17 protein-coding genes are annotated in these 19,000 nt (G+C 72.0%); 10 read left to right on the forward strand and 7 right to left on the reverse strand.

Features of this window, described 5'->3' with window-relative positions; genetic code table 11:
• Positions 1–122: 122 nt before the first annotated feature.
• Positions 123–4,049 carry a S8 family serine peptidase gene (locus ACVFI9_RS16835; RefSeq protein WP_474763325.1) on the reverse strand — a complete coding sequence of 1,309 codons (3,927 nt, stop codon included), beginning with the start codon at positions 4,047–4,049 and terminating at the stop codon, positions 123–125.
• Positions 4,050–4,132: 83 nt separating this feature from the next.
• Between ACVFI9_RS16835 and ACVFI9_RS16840 the strand changes: the two genes are divergently transcribed.
• The gene (locus tag ACVFI9_RS16840; protein WP_474763326.1) at positions 4,133–5,158 is read left to right on the forward strand and encodes a TrmB family transcriptional regulator; all 1,026 of its coding nucleotides are present in this window, start codon (positions 4,133–4,135) and stop codon (positions 5,156–5,158) included.
• A 49-nt stretch (positions 5,159–5,207) separates the two neighbouring features.
• Here ACVFI9_RS16840 and ACVFI9_RS16845 read toward each other — a convergent pair whose 3' ends face one another.
• Positions 5,208–5,681 carry a GyrI-like domain-containing protein gene (locus ACVFI9_RS16845; protein ID WP_474763327.1) on the reverse strand — a complete coding sequence of 158 codons (474 nt, stop codon included), beginning with the start codon at positions 5,679–5,681 and terminating at the stop codon, positions 5,208–5,210.
• 109 nt (positions 5,682–5,790) lie between these two features.
• Here ACVFI9_RS16845 and ACVFI9_RS16850 point away from each other — a divergent pair, with 109 nt between their 5' ends.
• Together ACVFI9_RS16850 and ACVFI9_RS16855 are read left to right on the forward strand one after the other, a co-directional pair.
• Positions 5,791–7,197: a maltokinase N-terminal cap-like domain-containing protein gene (locus ACVFI9_RS16850; protein ID WP_474763328.1), complete on the forward strand. Its 1,407-nt coding sequence runs from the start codon at positions 5,791–5,793 to the stop codon at positions 7,195–7,197.
• A gap of 33 nt (positions 7,198–7,230) precedes the next feature.
• A complete protein-coding gene (locus ACVFI9_RS16855; RefSeq protein ID WP_474763329.1) occupies positions 7,231–7,626 on the forward strand; it encodes a nitroreductase family deazaflavin-dependent oxidoreductase in 396 nt (131 codons plus the stop codon).
• 6 nt (positions 7,627–7,632) lie between these two features.
• Here ACVFI9_RS16855 and ACVFI9_RS16860 read toward each other — a convergent pair whose 3' ends face one another.
• Positions 7,633–8,109, reverse strand: coding sequence for a methyltransferase family protein (locus tag ACVFI9_RS16860; protein WP_474763330.1), 477 nt, complete (start codon positions 8,107–8,109; stop codon positions 7,633–7,635).
• 391 nt (positions 8,110–8,500) lie between these two features.
• Here ACVFI9_RS16860 and ACVFI9_RS16865 point away from each other — a divergent pair, with 391 nt between their 5' ends.
• A complete protein-coding gene (locus ACVFI9_RS16865) occupies positions 8,501–9,124 on the forward strand; it encodes a TetR/AcrR family transcriptional regulator (RefSeq protein ID WP_474763331.1) in 624 nt (207 codons plus the stop codon).
• Positions 9,125–9,196: 72 nt separating this feature from the next.
• The gene (locus ACVFI9_RS16870; protein ID WP_474763332.1) at positions 9,197–9,799 is read left to right on the forward strand and encodes a DUF4232 domain-containing protein; all 603 of its coding nucleotides are present in this window, start codon (positions 9,197–9,199) and stop codon (positions 9,797–9,799) included.
• Positions 9,800–9,828: 29 nt separating this feature from the next.
• On the opposite strand, the gene ACVFI9_RS16875 is transcribed toward ACVFI9_RS16870, so the two are convergent.
• Positions 9,829–10,536: a hemerythrin domain-containing protein gene (locus tag ACVFI9_RS16875; protein ID WP_474763333.1), complete on the reverse strand. Its 708-nt coding sequence runs from the start codon at positions 10,534–10,536 to the stop codon at positions 9,829–9,831.
• Positions 10,537–10,702: 166 nt separating this feature from the next.
• Positions 10,703–10,918 (reverse strand): hypothetical protein, encoded by a 216-nt coding sequence (locus ACVFI9_RS16880; protein WP_474763334.1) that lies wholly within the window; start codon positions 10,916–10,918, stop codon positions 10,703–10,705.
• 170 nt (positions 10,919–11,088) lie between these two features.
• Between ACVFI9_RS16880 and ACVFI9_RS16885 the strand changes: the two genes are divergently transcribed.
• On the forward strand, positions 11,089–12,663 hold the full coding sequence (locus ACVFI9_RS16885; protein ID WP_474763335.1) for an ATP-binding protein: 1,575 nt from the start codon (positions 11,089–11,091) through the stop codon (positions 12,661–12,663).
• A gap of 1,063 nt (positions 12,664–13,726) precedes the next feature.
• Positions 13,727–14,074 (forward strand): response regulator transcription factor, encoded by a 348-nt coding sequence (locus tag ACVFI9_RS16890; RefSeq protein ID WP_474766297.1) that lies wholly within the window; start codon positions 13,727–13,729, stop codon positions 14,072–14,074.
• 51 nt (positions 14,075–14,125) lie between these two features.
• On the opposite strand, the gene ACVFI9_RS16895 is transcribed toward ACVFI9_RS16890, so the two are convergent.
• Both ACVFI9_RS16895 and ACVFI9_RS16900 read right to left on the reverse strand, forming a co-directional pair.
• Positions 14,126–14,398, reverse strand: coding sequence for a DUF4242 domain-containing protein (locus ACVFI9_RS16895; RefSeq protein ID WP_474763336.1), 273 nt, complete (start codon positions 14,396–14,398; stop codon positions 14,126–14,128).
• Between the two features lie 23 nt (positions 14,399–14,421).
• Positions 14,422–15,132: a nucleoside/nucleotide kinase family protein gene (locus ACVFI9_RS16900; RefSeq protein WP_474763337.1), complete on the reverse strand. Its 711-nt coding sequence runs from the start codon at positions 15,130–15,132 to the stop codon at positions 14,422–14,424.
• 85 nt (positions 15,133–15,217) lie between these two features.
• Here ACVFI9_RS16900 and ACVFI9_RS16905 point away from each other — a divergent pair, with 85 nt between their 5' ends.
• The 3 genes from ACVFI9_RS16905 (at position 15,218) to ACVFI9_RS16915 (ending at position 18,991) form a co-directional block, all read left to right on the forward strand.
• Entirely contained in the window at positions 15,218–15,421 is a 204-nt protein-coding gene (locus ACVFI9_RS16905; protein WP_474763338.1) for a hypothetical protein, read from the forward strand.
• A gap of 216 nt (positions 15,422–15,637) precedes the next feature.
• A complete protein-coding gene (locus ACVFI9_RS16910; protein WP_474763339.1) occupies positions 15,638–17,929 on the forward strand; it encodes an immune inhibitor A domain-containing protein in 2,292 nt (763 codons plus the stop codon).
• A 117-nt stretch (positions 17,930–18,046) separates the two neighbouring features.
• A complete protein-coding gene (locus ACVFI9_RS16915; RefSeq protein WP_474763340.1) occupies positions 18,047–18,991 on the forward strand; it encodes a DUF1254 domain-containing protein in 945 nt (314 codons plus the stop codon).
• Positions 18,992–19,000: the final 9 nt, after the last annotated feature.

Consider the following 19,000-nt stretch of genomic DNA (forward strand, 5'->3'; position numbering starts at 1 on the left):
ACTTTGCACGCAACCCGCTTGTGGAGGACAAGTCCAGTACGAGGTCGACAAGGGGGCTTCGAGATGCGCGCACACGCGCACGACGGGCCCGGGCGTCGCCGCCCGGGCCCCGCGCGGACCGCCTAGGGAAGCAGTCCGCTCGTGCCGCCGACCGGCCGGACGACGGCGCTCTTGGCCGGGGCAGCCTCGAACGCCCGCACGATCTCCTGCGAGAACGTGCTGCCTGCGGCATCCGTCGCCGTCACCCGAAGGTCCACCCAAGAGCCTGCATCGGGAACGGCGAGGTCGGCCGCGTACGTCGTCACGAAGTCGCGGCCGGTCGGGAAGGTGGCGAACGGGGTGATCCCGGTCCCGCCCGCGGCATCCGTCGCCGAGAGCTCGACCGACTGCCAGTCGCCACCGGCGACCCGCACCTCGAGCGTGGCGCCGCTGAGCGCCGCGCTTCCGGATGCCCCGGCGACGTGCCCGAGCTCGAGCCCGAGCGCGACCGGCGTGCCCGCCTTGCGACCCGAGCCGGCGAGGGCCGACGCGTCGAGCTCGACGTCGTACCAGGCCTGGATCATCGGCAGGAGCTGCTCGGTCCAGTCATCGGCCGTTCCGGTCGACCGGAAGGTCCACTCGGTCACGGTCTCGGTCGAGGACGCGAACGCGGAACCGTCGTGCGTCGCCCGGTTCACGATGCGCCAGTCGGTCTCGCCGTCGGCCACGTTCCGCACGTACGTCGCCTGGTACTTCGACGAACCGGCGAGCGTGCCATCGACGTACACCTCGGTGAGCTGCGCGCGATCGTCGGTGCCCGACCACAGGTCGAACGCACCCGTGCGCTCGGGGTTCGCCCCGTCGGCCCACGACGGGAGGTTCACCTGAGCGATCGATCCCGAGCGGTGGGGCGCCCAGTAGCCCGGACCGACGTAGGGGCGCACCACTGGGCCGAAGAAGCTCGACTCGGCGACCTGGTCGGGTGCGTAGGCACGGCGGATGTCGCGCACGTTCCATCCGACATCCACCAACTCGACGTCCTGGTACCAGTCCACCTGGTCGGTGCTCACCCACTCGGTGCGCTCGATGCCGCGCGTGGTGCGCATCGGGTAGCCCGACCCGTACAGCGTGCCCGGCACGAAGTCGAACCGGAACTCGCCGACGGTGCCGCCGTCGCCGTAATAGGTGGTGTCGATGCGGGCGAGACCATCGGGGCGGTAGTCCAGGTCCTCGGGGATCTCACCGTCGGTGAAGCGCACGAGGTCGTAGACCTCGGTCGCGTTCGCGACGCCGGAGCCCTTCAGGGTGACCGTCTTCCCGCCCATGGCACCGAGGATCTCACGCCCCTGGATGCCGCTGACGGAGGCGACCGGGATCGGCACCGGCGTGCGGTAGTCGTCGGCACCCACCCATTCGCTGAGCTCGCCGTCGGCGTCGTTCACGACGAGGAGCAGTGCCGCACCGGCGGCGGCGGCATTCGCCGCGCGCTCCGACGGCGACACCGCGTCGGACCGGGTGGCGACCGCGACGAGCCCGGCGGCGTCGGCCGCCGCGAACTCCTCGGCGCTGCCGGCGCCGACGTCGACGGCGCGAGCGCGCAGGCTGCCGTCGAGCGGCGTGGAGCCGGCCTGCTCGATGACGTCGAGGCGTTCTCCGTCGGCCGTGAGCGAGAGCGTCTGCTGCAGGCGCCAGCGCGTCGTGAAGTCGAAGCTCTCTGCATCGGACGCGTCGATCGGCTGCGCGTACAGGGTGTCCGTCCAGACCGGGGCGATCATGCTCCCCCGGAACCCGTCGACCTGGAAGTCGACGCGGCGGAAGACCGGCGAGACCGTGTCGTCACCGACGTCGACCGTGAGCGGCACGGCCGCGCGGGCATCGAACGTCACCGTGGCGTCGCCGTCGAGCACGACGTGCGGGTCGCCGACCAGCGCGGTCCCGAGCGCGTCCGCCGCCTCCGCCACGTCCATGAAGGACATGAGCGAATAGGTGCCGGCCGGCAGCCGCAGTGTCGTCTCCCCCGCGACGGGGACCACTCCGATGTCGCCGGTCTCGCCGTTCCACAGCCAGCCGTACGCCTCGGCGGGCGCGCCATCGAGGCCGGTGGCCGTGACGGTGAGGTCGTAGCGCTCGGCCTCGGCGATGATGCCGAGCGCGGTGCGGGTGACCGGCTCGCCGTCTATCGACGCCACGAGCGCGCCCGAGAACTGGGCGCCGGTGGGCACCTGTGCGGGGTCGGCCGTGAGGGTGACCGATCGAGTCTGGCCCGGCGGGATCGTGAGCTGGTCGGCGTCCATGGCGAGCACGCCGGTCGGCGCGTCGACCGAGAGCGGCTCCACGCCGCCGCCGCCCGACCCGGGCGTCGTGTCGTGGAGCGTCGCCGCGAGGTCGAGCACGACCTCGGCATCGCTTCGGTTGGTGAACTCGATGGTGCGCTCGACGGCGTCGGCGGTTTCGCCCCACGAGAGCATGCCGAAGTCGCCGGGTCCGGCGGCGAGGACCGGTGCGTCGAGTGCCTGGTCGATGTCGACCACGCCCGAGCCCGCTTGGTACGGCGTCAGGCCGACGTCGGTCGTCGTGCTCAGGAGCGCCGCGCGCAACTGGTCGGCCGTGTAGTCGGGATGCTGCTGCTTCACGATCGCGGCGGCGCCCGACACGTGCGGGGTCGCCATCGACGTGCCGTTCATCGCGACGTACGAGCCGGAGCCCAGGCGGTCGGCCGAGCGGGCGGCCGTGACGTTGCTGCCGGGACCGACGAGCTCGGGCTTCAGCGCGCCCGAGCGCACGAGCGGGCCCTGGCTCGAGAACCACGACAGCTCACCGGTCGGATCGTCGACGGAGCCGACCGTGAGCGCGCTCGCCGCCGCCCCCGGCGACCCGATGGTCTCGGGCGACGACGAGTTGCCGGCCGCGACCACGAACAGCGCGCCGGTTTCCTCGGCGATCCGGTCGAGCGCCTCCGACATGATGTCGGTGCCGTCCGAACCCTGGGAGGTGCCGAGGCTCATCGACACGATGTCGGCCCGTTCGCCGGCCCACTGCATTCCGGCGATGATCCACGACTCCAGGCCGTAGCCCTGGGCGCTGAGCACCTTGCCGATGAGCAGGTCGGCGCCGTCGGCGACGCCCCGCTGGACGCCCCCGCTCGCGGCACCCGTGCCTGCGACCGTGGATGCCACGTGGGTTCCGTGCCCGTTGGGGTCGTCGCCGACCTCCTCGTCGGGTACGAAGCTCGTCGACTCGGGCAGCACCGCGCCAGCGAGGTCGGGGTGGGTGTCGTCATAGCCCGAGTCGAGCACGGCGACGGTGACGCCCTCGCCGGTGTAGCCGGCGGCCCACGCTTCGGGCGCCCCGATCCATGGCGTGCTCGAGTCGAGCGTCGCCTGCACCTTGCCGTCGAGGTGGATCGCCTCGATTCCGCCGCCGAGCTCGACGGCGGCGGTGCCGTCGGGTGCCTCGGGCGCGGCGCCGAACGTGCGGGCCGATGCCGCGGCACCCGTCAGGGCCGCCCAGGTCGACTCGGCGCTCGCGTGCTCAGCAGCCGCGGCCGCGCCGTCGATGCTCGCCAGCGGCGCGCCGACCGCGAGACCAGGAACGGGCGCTGCACGTCGGGTGGCCCGGCCCTCCTCGAACTCGAGGATGACGGGGGTGGCGTCGACCGACGCGTCGTCGTAGCCGAACTCGATGAGCTGCGACACGTTGAAGAGGTCGGCATCGACGACCCCCGCCGCGACGTACGGCATGGCCGATCGCGGCATGACGTGGAGGTCGCCGTCGACCTCGGCGGTCTGGATGCCGTCGCCGGGCCCGGCCGGCTCGATCTCGACGGCGTGCGTGCCATCGGCGAGGTCGGTGACCGTGACTCGGTCGCCCGTGATGAGCGTGACCGAATGCGAGCCGCCGGCGGTGGCGGGCGCCGTCGCGGCCGGCGGATCACCGGCTGGAGCGTCGGGCGCGGCGGCCGCGGGAAGCGCGGCCGCGCCGACGCCGGCGACGCCGATCGCGAGGCCGCTCAGGGCGGCCGCGATCGCGCGTCGCCGACGCGGCCTCGAGGGATGGATGGATGGTGGCATAGGGAGCACCTCTCGCACTTGCTGACTGGCTTGCCATGCAACCTCTCACGCCGGATTGGCTAGGGTGATGGCGAAGAGATGCCATGGCCGCGATCCGCCACACGGCCCCCGAGCCGGCGGATCGGTCGAGGGGAACGGAGCTTCGCGTGCTCGAGGCGATCGGACTGGACGACGAGCACACCTCCGTGTACCGGCTGATCCTGGAGGCTCCGTCGGCGAGCATCGACGAGATCATCGCGTCGGCTGCGTTACCGGCCGGGCGGGTGCGCGAGGTGCTGGTCGAGCTCGAGCGTCTCGGGCTGCTCGCGCGCCAGGCATCCGCCCCCGACCGAGTGGTCGCCTCACCGCCGTCGCTCGCCCTGCGCCCGATGCTGCTCGAACGCGAGCGCAGCCTGACCCAGGCGCACGAGGCCCTCGTGCAGTTGAGCGAGCTCTACCGCTCGGGAGCCTCCCGACGCGAGGCTCCCGACGTCGTCGACGTGGTGCTCGGGGCCGATGCCGTGCGCCAGCGGTTCGCGCAGCTGCAGGCCTCGGCCACGCAGCAGGTGCGGGTGTTCGTGCTGAGCGACGTGGCCTTCCTCGACGCCGACGAGAACCGTGCCGAGGACGACGCGCTCGCCAGAGGCGTGCGGTACCGCGTGATCGTCGAGAAGCCGGTGCTCGAACGCCCGGGTTTCATCGACGCGGCACGAGAGGCGGCGACGTTCGGCGAGGAGGTGCGCGTGCTGCCGACGCTGCCGACCCGGCTCATCATCGCCGACGAAGCCATGGCGCTCCTGCCCATGCGGTCTCGCGGCGAGGAGCGTTCGTCGGGTGCGCTGCTGGTGCATCCGAGCGGGCTCCTCGACCTGGTGGCCTCGATCTTCGAGGAGTTCTGGGCGAGCTCGACCGAGTTCATCTCCACAGGCGAGTTGACGGGCACGCACGACGCGGTCGATCGTGACCTGCTGAAGCTGCTCCTGCTGGGCCTGACGGATGCCGCGGCCGGCGCTCAGCTCGGCATCTCGGTGCGCACCGTGCAACGGCGCGTGGCCGAGCTCATGGAGACGGCGGGCGTGACGACCCGCATGCAACTCGGCGCCGAGGCCGTGCGCCGCGCGTGGGTGTGACAGCGGGCTTCGAGGCGCTCCTTCGTCGCTCCGCAACCCGCGGAGCAGGTCAGGCCGCGGCCTTCAGCGGGCAGTAGACGACCGTCTTGGTCTGGTCGTCGGGGGTGCCGGGCGGGCTCCAGTACTCCTCCCACATGGTGGTCTCGTCGAGCTCGCGGCCCTGCACGGCCATCGCCTTCGCGATCGCGTCGTAGGCCTCCGAGACGTTCGAGTAGGAGCCGAGGTGCGTCGTCGTGGCGACCTCGCACGCGGGCGTCTCGTCGGCCACGACGGTGCCGTCGCCCTCGATCGGCTGCGACACCACGAACCCCGCGGCGACCACGACCTCGCCCGTCGTCATGTCCATCTCGGTGTATCGTCCGACCGCCGGCCCCGGGCCGAGCAGGTCCTGCTTGCCGAGGTAGCCCGCGACGGTCTGGAATGCCGACCGCATGAACGTCGGGATCTCGCTGAACGTCGTGCGGTGACGCACGACCGCGAGATCTTGCCGCGGATGCTGGGTGATGCGTACCTCGTAGGCCATCGTCGACCTCCCCCTGAGTCGTCCCGCCTCCAGTATGGCCCGCGACACGCGTCGATGGACCCCTGGTCGGGTCCTCGACTTCGGATGCCGCCCGCCCTACTGTTCAGGCATGGACAGCGCCGTGGCCGCGATCGCCGCCTGGATGCCGCGGCAGCGCTGGTGCGGCGGGAAGTCGCACGCGCCGCAGCTGCGCCTGATCGGCGCGTTCGAGCTGTCGACGGTCGACCCGCAGGCCCGGGTTCGCACGCTGCTCCTCATGGACGATGCCGCGACGCCCCCGATCCTGTACCAGCTGCCGGTGGTCGAGCGACGGCTGCGGCTGCGTTCGCCCGAGGCATCCGGCCATCTCATCGGGCGGCTGCCCGACGACGGGTTCCTCTACGACGGACCGTACGACCGCGCCTACACCGACGCGCTGCTGGCGCTCATCGTGGGCGAGGGGCGTGCGGTGTCCGATGGGGCGGAGGCGCGGGGGCGGTACTCGGGGGCGGATGCCCCGGATGCCCCGCGCCCGCCGTTGAGCGCGCCCGCGACCGTCGTCGGCGGCGAGCAGTCGAACACGTCGATCGTGTACCGCCCTGCCGATTCGGCGCCGATCATCTGCAAGGTGTACCGGCAGCTGCATCACGGCGAGAACCCCGATGTCACGCTGCAGACGGCGCTCGCGGCATCCGGTTCCCGGCACGTTCCCGCGAGCATCGGGCACGTGGAGGGGGCGTGGGACGACGTGGGCCGACCCGACGGACGCGCGCGTGGGCACCTCGCGTTCGCGCAGGAGTTCCTGCCCGGCGTGGAGGACGCCTGGCGCGTCGCCCTCGCGGCCGCTGCGACCGACACGCCGTTCACGCAGGAGGCGCGCGAGCTCGGCGCAGCGGTGGCGGCACTGCACGTCTCGCTCGGTGAGCTGTTCCCCAGCGAGGCGCCCTCGCCCGAGCTCATCGGCATGATCACGGGCGCTTGGGCGCGGCGACTCGGGATCGCCGTCGCCGAGGTGCCGTCGCTCGCTCCGGCTCGCGAGGACATCGAGGCCTTCTACGAGCACGCACGCGCGGGCGCGTGGCCGCAGCTGCAGCGGATCCACGGCGACCTGCACCTCGGGCAGGTGATCCTCGCGCCCGAGCGGGGCTGGGTGATCCTCGACTTCGAGGGCGAGCCGATGCGCCCGATGGACGACCGCACCCGACCCGACCTGCCGGTGCGCGACGTCGCGGGTATGCTCCGCTCGTTCGACTACGTCGCGGGTTCGACGGCGATCGCCGAACCCGATCGAACGTCGGCGGCGGCGCAGTGGGCGGATGCCGCGCGGCGGGCGTTCCTCGACGGCTACGTCGCGGCATCCGGCGTCGACCTCAGCCCCTATCGAGACCTGCTCGCCGCGTTCGAGCTCGACAAGGCCGTGTACGAGGCGATCTACGAGACCCGCAACCGCCCGACGTGGGCGGCGATCCCGCTGGGCGCGATCACGAAGCTGCTCGAATCGGGGCCGTTGCGTGCGACGACGGATGCCGCGTCGTGATGGGTGCCGCGTCGTGATGGGTGCCGCGTCGTGATGGGTGCCGTCAAGCGCGCGTGGCTCACCACGATCAAGCACACGCTCAACCCGCTCGTGCTGAGGATGGCTCGACGCGGGATCGGTCCGGTCTCGCTCGTGCGCCACGTCGGACGGAAGAGCGGCGCGAGCTACGAGACGCCGCTCATCCTCGCGCGGGTGCCCGGAGGGTTCGTCGCCGAGCTGACGTATGGTCCTCGGGTGAACTGGTACCGCAACATCGTGGCCGCGGGCCGATGCGAGGTGGTGTGGCGGGGGCGCGAGTACGCGATCGACGGCATCGAGCCGTTCCCGACGGAGGCGGGCCGCCGTGCGTTCGGTGTCCCGGCGTCGTGGCTGCTCGGCCTGCTGCGGCGGCGGGAGTTCCGGTTGCTGCGCGAGGTGCCCTCGGCCTGAGGCCGGTCAGCGGATGCCGCGGGCGAACACGAGCAGCGGTGTGCGTTCCGCGTATGCACGGTACTCGTCGCCGTAGGCGTCGATGAGTCGCCGCTGCTCGACGTGCGCCTTCGTGACGAGCACTGCCGCGAGCAGGACCCAGACGACGATGAGCTCGATGCGTCCGCGCCAGAGCACCCAGCCGGCGGCACCGACGAGGATGCCGAGGTAGATCGGGTTGCGGGTCAGCCGGTAGATCCCGCCGGTGCGCAGCGGTGCACCGGGCTTCGGCGCGACCCACGGCACGAGGTCGCGGCCGAGCGCGGCGACACCCGCGACCGCGAGACCGGCGCCGACGACGCCGAGGATGACCGCGACGACCGTGATCCCGGTCTCGCTCCAGAGCGGATCGCCCGGCAGGAGCAGCAGCGCGAGCAGCACGAACTGGGCCCACACCAGTAGGTTCGCGCGGTCCTTCACGGTCGCCTCCCTCGTCGTTCCCATCTTCCTCCGCGCGTGCCCACGCCGGAGAATCAGTTTCGCTCCCAAACCCAGGCCACTCCGCCACTCCGGCACTTCGGTACTCCGGCACTTCGGCACCCCTGCACCTCGGCACTCCGGTACTTCGGCACCCCTGCACCTCGGCACTCCGGTACTTCGGCACCCCGGCACTCCGGCACTCCGGCACTCCGGCACTCCGGTACTCCGGCACTCCGGCACCCCGGCACTTCGGAACCCCGGCACTCCGGCACTCCGGTACTTCGGCACCGATTGCAGGAACGGGAACGTTCGTTCGGCGACGGCTCGCGGTGGCGCCTCTGCGACAGCACCGGGCGGCGGCGCCGGCGGCGGGCTGCTACGGTGAGTGAACGCTCACGAGATCCAGGGAAGTGACATGACCTCGTCGTCCACCGCTCGCGAGCGCATCCTCGATGCCGCCGCCAGGGTGCTGAGCGAGCGCGGCGTGGCCGGGGCGACCACCCGAGAGCTCGCCCGCGCGGCCGGATATTCCGAGGGCATGCTCTACAAGTACTTCTCCGACAAGCAGGAGCTCTTCCTCGCCGTACTCGGCGAGCGGATGCCTCGCATCGAGTTGCCCGAGGCATCCGATCGCTCCGACCTGCCGTCCTCACTGGCGAGTGTCGTCTCGGCGCTCCTCGCGTACTTCACCAGGACCTTCCCGCTGTCGGTGTCGATCTTCAGCGCGCCCGACCTGCTCGCCGAGCATCGCGACGGAGTTCGCGGCCACGGCGCGGGGCCGGAGGGTGTCGTGCCGCTCGTCGTCGACATCCTTGCCGAGGAGCAGGCGGCCGGCCGCATCCGCGCCGACGCCGACCTCGAGGCGGCAGCCCACCTGCTCGTCGGGCACGCGTTCCACCGGGCGTACCTCGCCGCCTACGAGGGCGAGATGGAGGTCAGGGATGCCGCGGACTTCGCGGGCCGAGGCATCCGTCTCCTCGTACCGGCGCTCGAGCCCACCGGCTCGGCGAGGGGCGCCGCGGCCACCGAACCCCGGTAGAGGACCCGGTCGGCGCGGCCGGGCTGGCCGCGCTTCGCCAGTCGGCGTATCGTCGGCGATGTGGGGGGTCGCATGGCGAGACTCGCGGTCACGACGGCTGCGCTGGTCGTGCTCGCCGCCGGTTGTGCCGGCGGAACGGCTCCTCCCTCGAGCCCGCCCGCGACGTCGGCACCCGCGACCACGTCGAGCACACCCACGACCACGCCGGCGCCGAACGGCGGCCAGGTCGATCCGAACGCTCCCGCCGGCCAGTGCGCCGACGACGCGCTCGAGGTGCGCATCGAGTACCTCGATGCGGCAGCGGGCTCCATCTACTCCGACATCGTCTTCACCAACACGGGTGACGACGCCTGCGAGCTGCGCGGCGCCCCGGGCGTCTCGGTCGTCGACGCCTCAGGGACCCAGCTCGGCGAAGCCGCCGACCGCATCGACGACGACGCGCCGCCGACCCTCACCATCGAGCCCGGGGCATCCGTCACCGCGACCCTGCAGGCGACGAACATCGACCCCGACGGCGGACCCCTCGAGAACTGCCCCGTCGTCTACGGCACGGGCTACCTCGTGTATCCGCCGCACAGCTTCACCGGGGTGCTCGTCGAGCTGAGCGATCCGGTTCCGGCGTGCGACAGCTCGACGGTGTTCCTCCACGTGGAGTCCGTGCAGCAGCCGAGCTGACGGCGGCCGCCACCCGGCGGGACCGGCGCCTACGCGGGCTCGCGCCCCAGCAGCGCCGCGCGGTTCGCCTCGTAGTCGCGCCGGCCGATGAGCTTCCAGACGAGGCGGAACGGCGCAGGCAGGTGCTCGTGCATCCACTCGTCGCCGCCGTCGGGCTGCGCCGCGAGGATCGCACCGAGCTGCGCCCAGGTCTTGCCCTTCGGCGTGGCCTTGCGTCCGTGAACGGATGCCGCGTCGACCTCCTTCTGGGTGAGCACCGTCTCCATGACGGGCACGATGCTCGTCTCCTCGTCGGGCAGGTGCACGGCGAGCGCCGCGTTGATGCCCTCGAGCGCGGCGAGCACCGGCGCGGCATCCGCCGATCGACCGCTCGCCCGCCACGCAGGGAGCGCGGCATCCATCGCCTGCAGGTGCACGAGCATCGCCGCGTGCTGCTGCTTCATGCGCTCGACGTGACCCGTGCACCGGGGCGCACGATCTTCCAGCGTGTCCCACAGGTTCTCGTCCTCGAACTCGTGGTGGGCGTGCAGGCTCACCGAGAGCATCGAGAGGTGATCGCCGACCACGTCGGCATGGGCCGCGCCGCCTTCGGCGACACCCGTCACGAGTGACGGAGCCTCGCCGAAGGCGGCGCGGTACATCCGGTGGATCTCGATCATGCCGCGTGCATCGCACGTCTTCGCCGCGGGCGAATCGCCCGGACGATCGCCGCTCGAGGGAAGCGCGGTCGCGGACATGCGGGCTCCGATCGTCGGTGACGGAAGCTGTCGATCGCGACCATACGACGCGTCGGATGCCTCGGCAAGACCCCGATTCAGGGGCAGAGACCGTGCGAAAGCGGGCGCAGCCCGAGCGGACACAGCCCCCGGCTGACGGGGCGGAGTCCGGTGCTGATCACCGCGCTCACCGTCCGCTCAGCGGCGAGAGGTCGTCGTCGACGACGTCGTCGGTGCAGACGCCCCGGGGCGCCTGGTCGCGGATGTAGTCGGGCGCACTGCAGACGGCCGTCGATGGCATGCGGACCTGAGCCGATCCCGCGCCCGTCAGTCCCTGGCCGCATCCGGCCAGGACCGCCACGGCCAGCGCGGCCGGGACGATGAGGAACGTGCGTGCGTTCATGGTGGGGTGTTCCCTTCCGTGGTGATGCGAGCCCGGTCGAGCGTCGCCGTGTTCACGGTAGGAAGACGGCCCGCGCGCCACATGACGAGGACTGGTCATCTTCGGCGACCGGCCAGAGTAGTCAATTCGGACCATCGCCGCGGAGCGCATCCCCGCACTATCGTGAGCAGATGCGGGAATGGTCCGCTCCGGCGCTGCCGGCAGGCTGGACGACCTCCGGCCAGCCGCCGTTCGTCGCTCGACACGAGGAGGTCGCAGCGCTCGAGGCGGCGTGGGCCGATGCCGTCGGCGGTGCCGGCCGCGCGGTGTTCCTCAGCGGCGAGCCCGGCTCCGGCAAGTCGCGGATCGTGAGCGAGGTCTGCGCGCGGCTCCGCGCGAACGGCGCCGCCGTGCTCGTGGGCTCCTGCATCGAGGAGCTGGATGCCCCGTTCGAACCGTTCGTCGAACCGCTCCGCGTGCTGTTGCCCGCGTACCGCGAGGACGCTTCGAACCCGTCGAGCACCGAGTCGGCCGAGCTCATCGAGCGCGTGCTCGAGCGCTCGGGGCACGACGCCGCCGAGCGCGCGAGGGGCCAGGAGCCCGTCTTCGCGGCGATCGTCGACGTGCTGCGGGCCGCGGCGGCGCGGCGTCCCCTCGTGCTCGCGCTCGAGGACCTGCACTGGGCAGGACCGGCGGCCGTGCGCCTGCTGAGCCGCGTCGTCGAGGGCACGACCGATGCCCGGGTGCTCGTCATCGGCACGCTCCGCGGCACGCAGCCCGACCGGTCGGACGTGCTCGCCGACGCCCTCGCCTCGCTCGCCCGGCTGGCCGGCGTGCTGCGGCTCGACGTCGCACCGTTCACCGCAGACGAGATCACCGACTACGTGGTCGCCCGCGCGCAGGTCGCCCGCGCCGGCGCCCTGGAGACGGCCGGCCTCCTCGGCGAGCTCACGGGCGGCAACCCGTTCCTCCTCCGCGCGATGTGGCGACCGGTCATGGAGGCCGAGCGACGCGACCACCGGCGCCTCGTCGAACTGCCCGACTCCGTCGGCGACCTCGTGCGATCCCGCATCGGTGCCCTCGAGCCCGAGCAGCGCTCGGTGCTGCAACTGGCGGCGGTGCTCGGCCAGGAGGTCGAGCTCACCGAGCTCGTCGGCACCAGCGAGGCATCCGTCGATGTCACCCTCTCGGCGATGGATGCCGCGGCGCACGCCCGGCTCATCGACCCGCCCCGCGAGGCGGGCGACCGCTACCGGTTCCCGCACGCCATCGCACGGCAGGCGATCATCGACCTCATGCCGAGCGCGGAGGTGCTGCGCGCCCATGCCCGGATCGCGCAGACGCTCGAGGCGCGCTTCCCGGCGGCTCCGCGGCTCATCCAGCGGCTCGCCTACCACTACGCGGCCGCGCGGGCCCTGGGCTTCGGCGATCGCGCGGTCACCTACCTGTCCCCGCGCGGCGCAACTCGCCGAGGACCGCTTCGCCTACGAGGACGCCGGGCGCCTGTTCGAGCGCGCCGCCGAGATCTCCCCCGATCCCGACGAGCAGGCCGAGCTGCTGCTGCGCGCGGCCGGCAGCTGGAAGCTCGCGGCCGATACGTCGCGGGCGCGCGAGATGTTCACGCGCGTGATCGAGACCGTGGGCGACCCGCGTCTGCGGCTGCGGGCCGCGATCGGGTTCGAGGATGCCTCGTGGCGGCCCGGCCTGCCCGGGCACGAGGCCGTCGACCTGCTGTCGTCGGGACTCGCGTCGCTGCCCCGCGATGACGACGATCCGCTCTTCATCGAGGCGCTCGCCTCGCTGGCGCGGGCGACGGCCTTCACCGGCGCCATCGACGAGGCCGAGCGCCTCGGCGATCGCGCGGTCGAGCTCGCCCGCGCGCACGGCGACCCGCAGGTGCTCGCGACCGCGCTCCGCACGACCACCTCGATGACCCTGCGCCCGCGCGGGGTGACCGAGCGCCTCGAGCGCACCACCGAGCTGCTCCGCCTCACCCGATCGCCCGACGACGAGTGGTTCGGCGTGGCCGCACTGCATCGCGCGGCGAACTGCTACCTCGTCGGCGACCGGCTCGGCATGGACGAGTCGGAGCGCGACCTCGTCGCGATGAGCCGGCAGTGGGGGCGCCACTGGGAGTACTGGGTCGAATGCGTGCGGTTCGTGCGGGCCCTCGTCGCGGGCCGCCTGGACGACGCGGCCGAGGCCTGCCGCCGCGCGGAGCGCGACGAGAGCGTGTTCCGATCGGACGCCACGTCGAGCGCGAACGCCCTGCAGAGCTACCTGGTGCGCCGCGAGACCGGCCAGCTCGAGCGGGTGCGGAACCTCATCCGCGGCGACGAGTCGCCGGCCGGCAGCTGGGCACCGGGCCTGCTCGCGATCGCGACCGAGCTCGGGCTCGAGGACCTCGGCCGGCGCACGCTCGCCTGGCTCGTCGAGCACAGCGATCCGGCCGCCCGCGACTCGAGCGACTGGCCGGCGCGCCTCGCGTTCATGACCGAGGCGGCCACGTGGCTCGGCGACGCGGTGACGGCGCAACGCCTCCACCACTGGCTCGAGGAGTACTCGGGCCTCAACCTCATGTCGGGGCTCTTCGTCGCGCCGTTCGGCCCGGCCGACACGTACCTCGGCGAGCTCGAGTCGCTCCTCGGCACGGGCTCCCCGCTCGAGCGCTTCGGGGCGGCACTCGAGCTCGCCGAGCGCACCGACGCACCGCTGCATGTCGCGCGGACCCTCGCCGCGACCGCGGCGCACCTGCGACGAGCCGATCCCGCCTCGGCCGAGGCGGCCGGGCTCGCCGAACGGGCGCGCGCCATCGCCGAGCCGCTCGGCATGGCGCGGGTGCTGCGCGCGCTGGGCGTCGAACACGTCGGCGCCGCATCCGGCGTCGGCGCCGCGTCCGGCGTCGGCGCCGCATCCGGCGTCGGCGCCGCATCCGGCGTCGGCGCCGCGTCCGGTGTTGCGGCGGCATCCGCCCCCGAGCCCCCCGACGGACTCACCGCACGCGAACTCGAGGTCATCGCGCTCATCGCCGAGGGCCGCAGCAACCGCGACATCGCGTCACGGCTCGTGATCAGCGAGCACACGGTCGCGAACCACGTGCGCAACATCCTCACGAAGATCGGCGCCGAGAACCGCACGCAGGCGGCGCGGTTCGCCCACGAGCACGGGCTCGCGTGAGGGCGTGGCCCGTGCGGCTCGCGCGGCTCGCACGGCCGAGCGACGCGTCGCTCAGCTCACCGCGGCGAACGCGCCGTTCGGCATCACGCGTCCGTCGACCTCGGTGATGACGTCGGCGGGAAGTCCCGCCCGCACCGCGGCCACCCGGATGGCCTCCATCGACGGCGCCTCGTAGAGGCAGTACGTCTTGCGGCGATCGACGGAGAGGAAGGAGAAGAGCCAGCGCACGTCCTCCTCGTCGTTGACGAGGTTGATGTCGGGGGCGGACTCGAGCGGCACCGGGAGCTCCTCGGCGAAGTTCCGCTCGATGATGAAGTACGGCATGCGCGTGTCCCCCTCGAACTGCGTTACTGCAAGGGTACGCCCGCGTCGACGACGACCGCCCAGGTGACGCCCGACACGACGACGTCGGCGCGCTCGCGGCCGGGTGCGATGCGCCGCGCGTTCGCGCCGTCGACGTCGCGTGCCCAAGCGGCCGCCGCCTCCGGCGATCGACCGGACGCCGTGTGCCGTCGCACGAGTCGCGGCATCCGCTCGTCGTCGTCGGCGTCGCAGAACCACGTTTCATCGAGGAGGCCGCGGACACTCCGCCACGGCTCGGACTCGTCGAGCAGGTAGTTGCCCTCGACGACCACGATGCGAGCGGATGCCTCGATCGCGATCTCTCCCGCGACGGGCTCGTCGACGGCCCGCTCGAAGGCCGGCGCGTACACGACATGGTCGGTCTCGCGCCGCACGCGTTCGAGCAGCGCGACGAAGCCCCAACCGTCGAACGTCTCGATCGCGCCCTTGCGGTCGTGCAGTCCCAGCCGGTCGAGGGTCGCGTTCGCGAGGTGGAAGCCGTCCATGGGCAGGTGCACGGCCGACCCGCCGGCGCTCGCGTTCAGCGCGTCGACGAGAGCTCGCGCGAGGGTCGTCTTGCCCGAGCCGGGGCTCCCGGCGATGCCGAGCACGATCCGGGCGCCGGATGCCTCGAGCCGACGCCGCACCCGAGCGGCGAGCGCCGCGAGCGCGGCAGTCGTGCCGGGTGAGACATCCGCGGACATGTCCTCAAGCATGCCGCAGCCGCCCGCGACGACGCGTCAACCCCTCGCCCTCGCGGGCGCGGCGCGGGAGGCTGGTACGAAGACGAAGGAGCGAGCGATGACCGACGAGATCAGGCCCGACGACCCGATCGACGTACCAGAGGGCGGAACGCCACGCGGCACGCAGGGCGGCACCCAGCAGCCGGCTGCCGACGACGAGAAGACCTCCGAGGAGACTCCGGGCTCGCCCACGAGCGACGCCCCGCTGACCGACTCCACCGAGGGCGGCCTCGAGGGCGGCGACCCGGGCGTCGAAGAGTAGGCGGGCGGCCCGAGCGCGCAGCGCCGCGCGCTCGGGTCGTCGAGCCGGTTCCCGCCGGCCCGGGGCATCCGCGGGCCGTGCAGAAGCCCGTCGAAGAACCTGCGAGAACCTCACGAAATTGACTGCGGTCAACATCTTCCGCTGCCCCGAACGGGGGTGCTAGCGTGACCGCACCGTGCCCGGCGATCCCGGGCGCTTTTCTGTGAAGGAGAACTCGTGAAACGACGCACGCGCGGCATCCTCGCCGTCGCTGCGGCGGGTGCCACGGTCATCGCGGGGGCGGCCTTCGGGCCGGCCGCGATCGCCGCGCCCGCCGAGAGCCCGACCTCGGACCAGGCGGCGCCCCAGCGGCCCGACAATCGTCCGGGCCCGCTCACCGCCCGCCAGGACGAACGTCGCAAGGCGGCGCAGGAGCTGATCCTCTCGGGCCAGGCCACGCTCGGCGACGACGGCGTGGTGCAGCTCGCCGAGGACAAGTACTTCGAGGCCGCTGTCGAAGGAACCGGCCGGCTGTTCACGATCCTCTCGGAGTTCGGCGACCAGGGCAGCGGCAAGCTCGGCACGACGCCCGGGCCGCTGCACGGCGAGATCCCCGAGCCCGACCGCAAGGTGAACAACAGCACGCACTGGGCGCCGAACTTCGACGCGGCGTACTACGAGGAGCTGTTCTTCGGCGACGGCGAATCGTTCGCGGACTTCTACTTCAAGCAGTCGTCGGGCAACTACACGGTCGACGGCGAGGTGAGCGATTGGGTGAAGGTGCCCGGCAACGCCTCGACCTACGGCGACAACAGCGTCGAGGACTACGGCGGCGCGTGGCAGTTCATCGAGGACACCGGCAACGCCTGGTACGACGCGCAGGTCGCGGCGAACCGGTCGATCGACGACATCAAGGACGAGCTCGCGACGTTCGATGTCTGGGACCGCTACGACCACGACAGCGACGGCGACTTCGACGAGCCCGACGGCTACCTCGACCACTTCCAGGCGGTGCACGCCGGTGAGGGCGAGGACGCGGGCGGCGGCGCACAGGGCGAGGACGCCATCTGGTCGCACCGCTGGTACGTGAACTCCACCGACTACGGCGTGACGGGCCCCGACGGCGCGCTCTTCGGCGGCGCGCAGATCGGCGACACCGGGTTCTGGATCGGGGACTACACGGTCGAGGCCGAGAACGGCGGGCTCGGCGTGTTCGCGCACGAGTACGCCCACGACCTGGGCCTGCCCGACTTCTACGACACGAACGGCGGCGAGAACTCGACCGCCTTCTGGACGCTCATGTCGAGCGGGTCGTGGCTGAACAACGGCGGCGACGACATCGGCACGACGCCGAACTACATGGGTCCGTGGGAGAAGCTGCAGCTCGGATGGCTCGACTACGCGGTCGTCAACCAGGGCGACGAGGGTTCCTACACGCTGAGCCCGGCCGCGCTGCAGACCGACGGCCAGGAGCAGGCGCTCGTCATCGACGTGCCCGACCAGGGCATCGAGACCACCTACACGACGCCCGCCTCGGGCTCCAAGGCGTGGTGGACCTCGAGCGCCGACGACCTCAACACCACGCTCACACGCACGCTCGACCTCACGGGCGTCAAGTCGGCGACGGTCACGGCGAAGGCCTGGTACGACATCGAGGCCGGCTACGACTACCTGTACGCCGAGTACAAGGATGCCTCGGGCAAGTGGATCCAGATCGGCCAGCCGATCGACGGCTCGACGAACGGCCGCTGGTCCACGTTGCGCTTCTCCGTGCCCGGCGGCGGGCCGGTCGACTTCCGGTTCCGCTACCAGAGCGACGGCGGCGTGCACCTTGCCGGCGCGTTCATCGACGACATCGTCGTGAAGAGCGGCGGCACGACGATCCTCAGTGACGACGTCGAGACCGACGCGACCGACGCCTGGACCGCCGACGGCGGCTTCACGATCAGCACCGGCACCGAGACCTCCGTAGGCGACCGGTACTACCTCGTCGAGAACCGCACCTACGTCGGCTACGACGCCACGCTCGAGACGGGGCCGTACCAGTTCAGCAAGGGCCTCACGGCTCCCGACTGGGTGGAGCGCTTCCCCTACCAGGACGGCATGCTCGTGTGGGCGGTCGACGAGACCTACACCGACAACAACACGATCGACCACCAGGGGCACGGGCTCGCCCTGCCGGTGGACGCGCGTCCGGCGAAGTTCACGTACCCCGACGGCACGGCGCCGAGCAACCGTCGCCAGCCGTTCGACGCGACCTTCGGGCTCGACCCGCTCGATGGCGTGGCACTCCACAAGGAGGTCCTCGTCGGCAAGGGCAAGAGCCAGACAGTCGGGACGTTGGAGGCAGTCGGTTCACTCGAGGGCGAGCTGCCCGCGGCGACGTTCACGGACGCCGTGACGGACGCGTACTTCAGCTCGACCAACCCGCTCGGCGGCGTCTACGTCGCGGGGCACGGCGTGACCGTCACGGTGACCGGCCAGAACAGCGGCGGCATCATGACGGTGGACGTGGTGAACCCCGACTAGTCCGCGGCGTTCTGCACGCACCCACGGTGGGCCCGTCTCCTCGGAGGCGGGCCCACTCGCGTCCGCTCAGCCAATAGGCTCGGCTCAGCACCGTCGGATTGGGGATGAGGGGACCGAATGGCCGAGCACGTGAACGTCGACAACTTCGCGCACGCCGAGACGAGCCGCATGTTCGCGGCGATCGCCGCGCAGGCTGGCGGGGCGGGGCGGTGGTCGCACAACCGCACGCCGACGCCGCTCGACAACCAGCCGGTGATCCGCCAGAACCGCGACACGCTCTACAGCGCCGTGATCGTCGACGTGTCCGAGGGTGCGACGCTCACCATTCCCGAGGCCGGCGACCGCTACCTCTCGGTCATGGTCGTGAATCACGACCACTACGTCCCGGTCGTGCTGCACGAGCCGGGCGAGCACCGCCTGCACGCCGACGAACTCGGGTCCCGCTTCGTGCTGCTCGCCGCGCGCATCCTCGTGGACCCTGACGATGCGGCGGATGTCGCGGCCGTGAACGCGCTGCAGGACGAGTTCGCCGTGGCTGCGGCATCCGATGCGCCGTTCGTCGCACCCGAGTACGACCAGGCTTCGCTCGACGAGACTCGCGACGCACTGCTCACGCTCTCGCGGGGGCTCAGCGGGTTCGGCGGCGCGTTCGGGCGACGCGAGGACGTCGAGCCGGTGCACCATCTGATCGGCACCGCCGCGGGGTGGGGCGGCCTGCCCGAGTCGGAGGCGTTCTACGCGAACGTCGACCCGCGTCTGCCCATGGGCGAGTACGCAGTCACCGTTGGCGACGTGCCGGTGGACGCGTTCTGGTCGGTGTCGCTGTACAACGCCGCCGGCTATTTCGAGCAGGCCGACGGCGGCCTCGTGAGCGTGAACAGCGTCACCGCTGCGCGGAACGACGACGGCACGGTCACCATCCACTTCGGCGGGCCCGACGATGGCCGCCCGAACCGGCTCGGGCTTGTCGAGGGATGGAACTACCTCGTGCGGTTCTACCAGCCGCGACCCGAGGTGATCGACGGTTCGTGGCGGTTCCCCGAGGTGGCGCCGGCGGGGTAGACGGGGGAG

The sequence above is a fragment of the Agromyces sp. NSFZ genome (assembly GCF_056156205.1).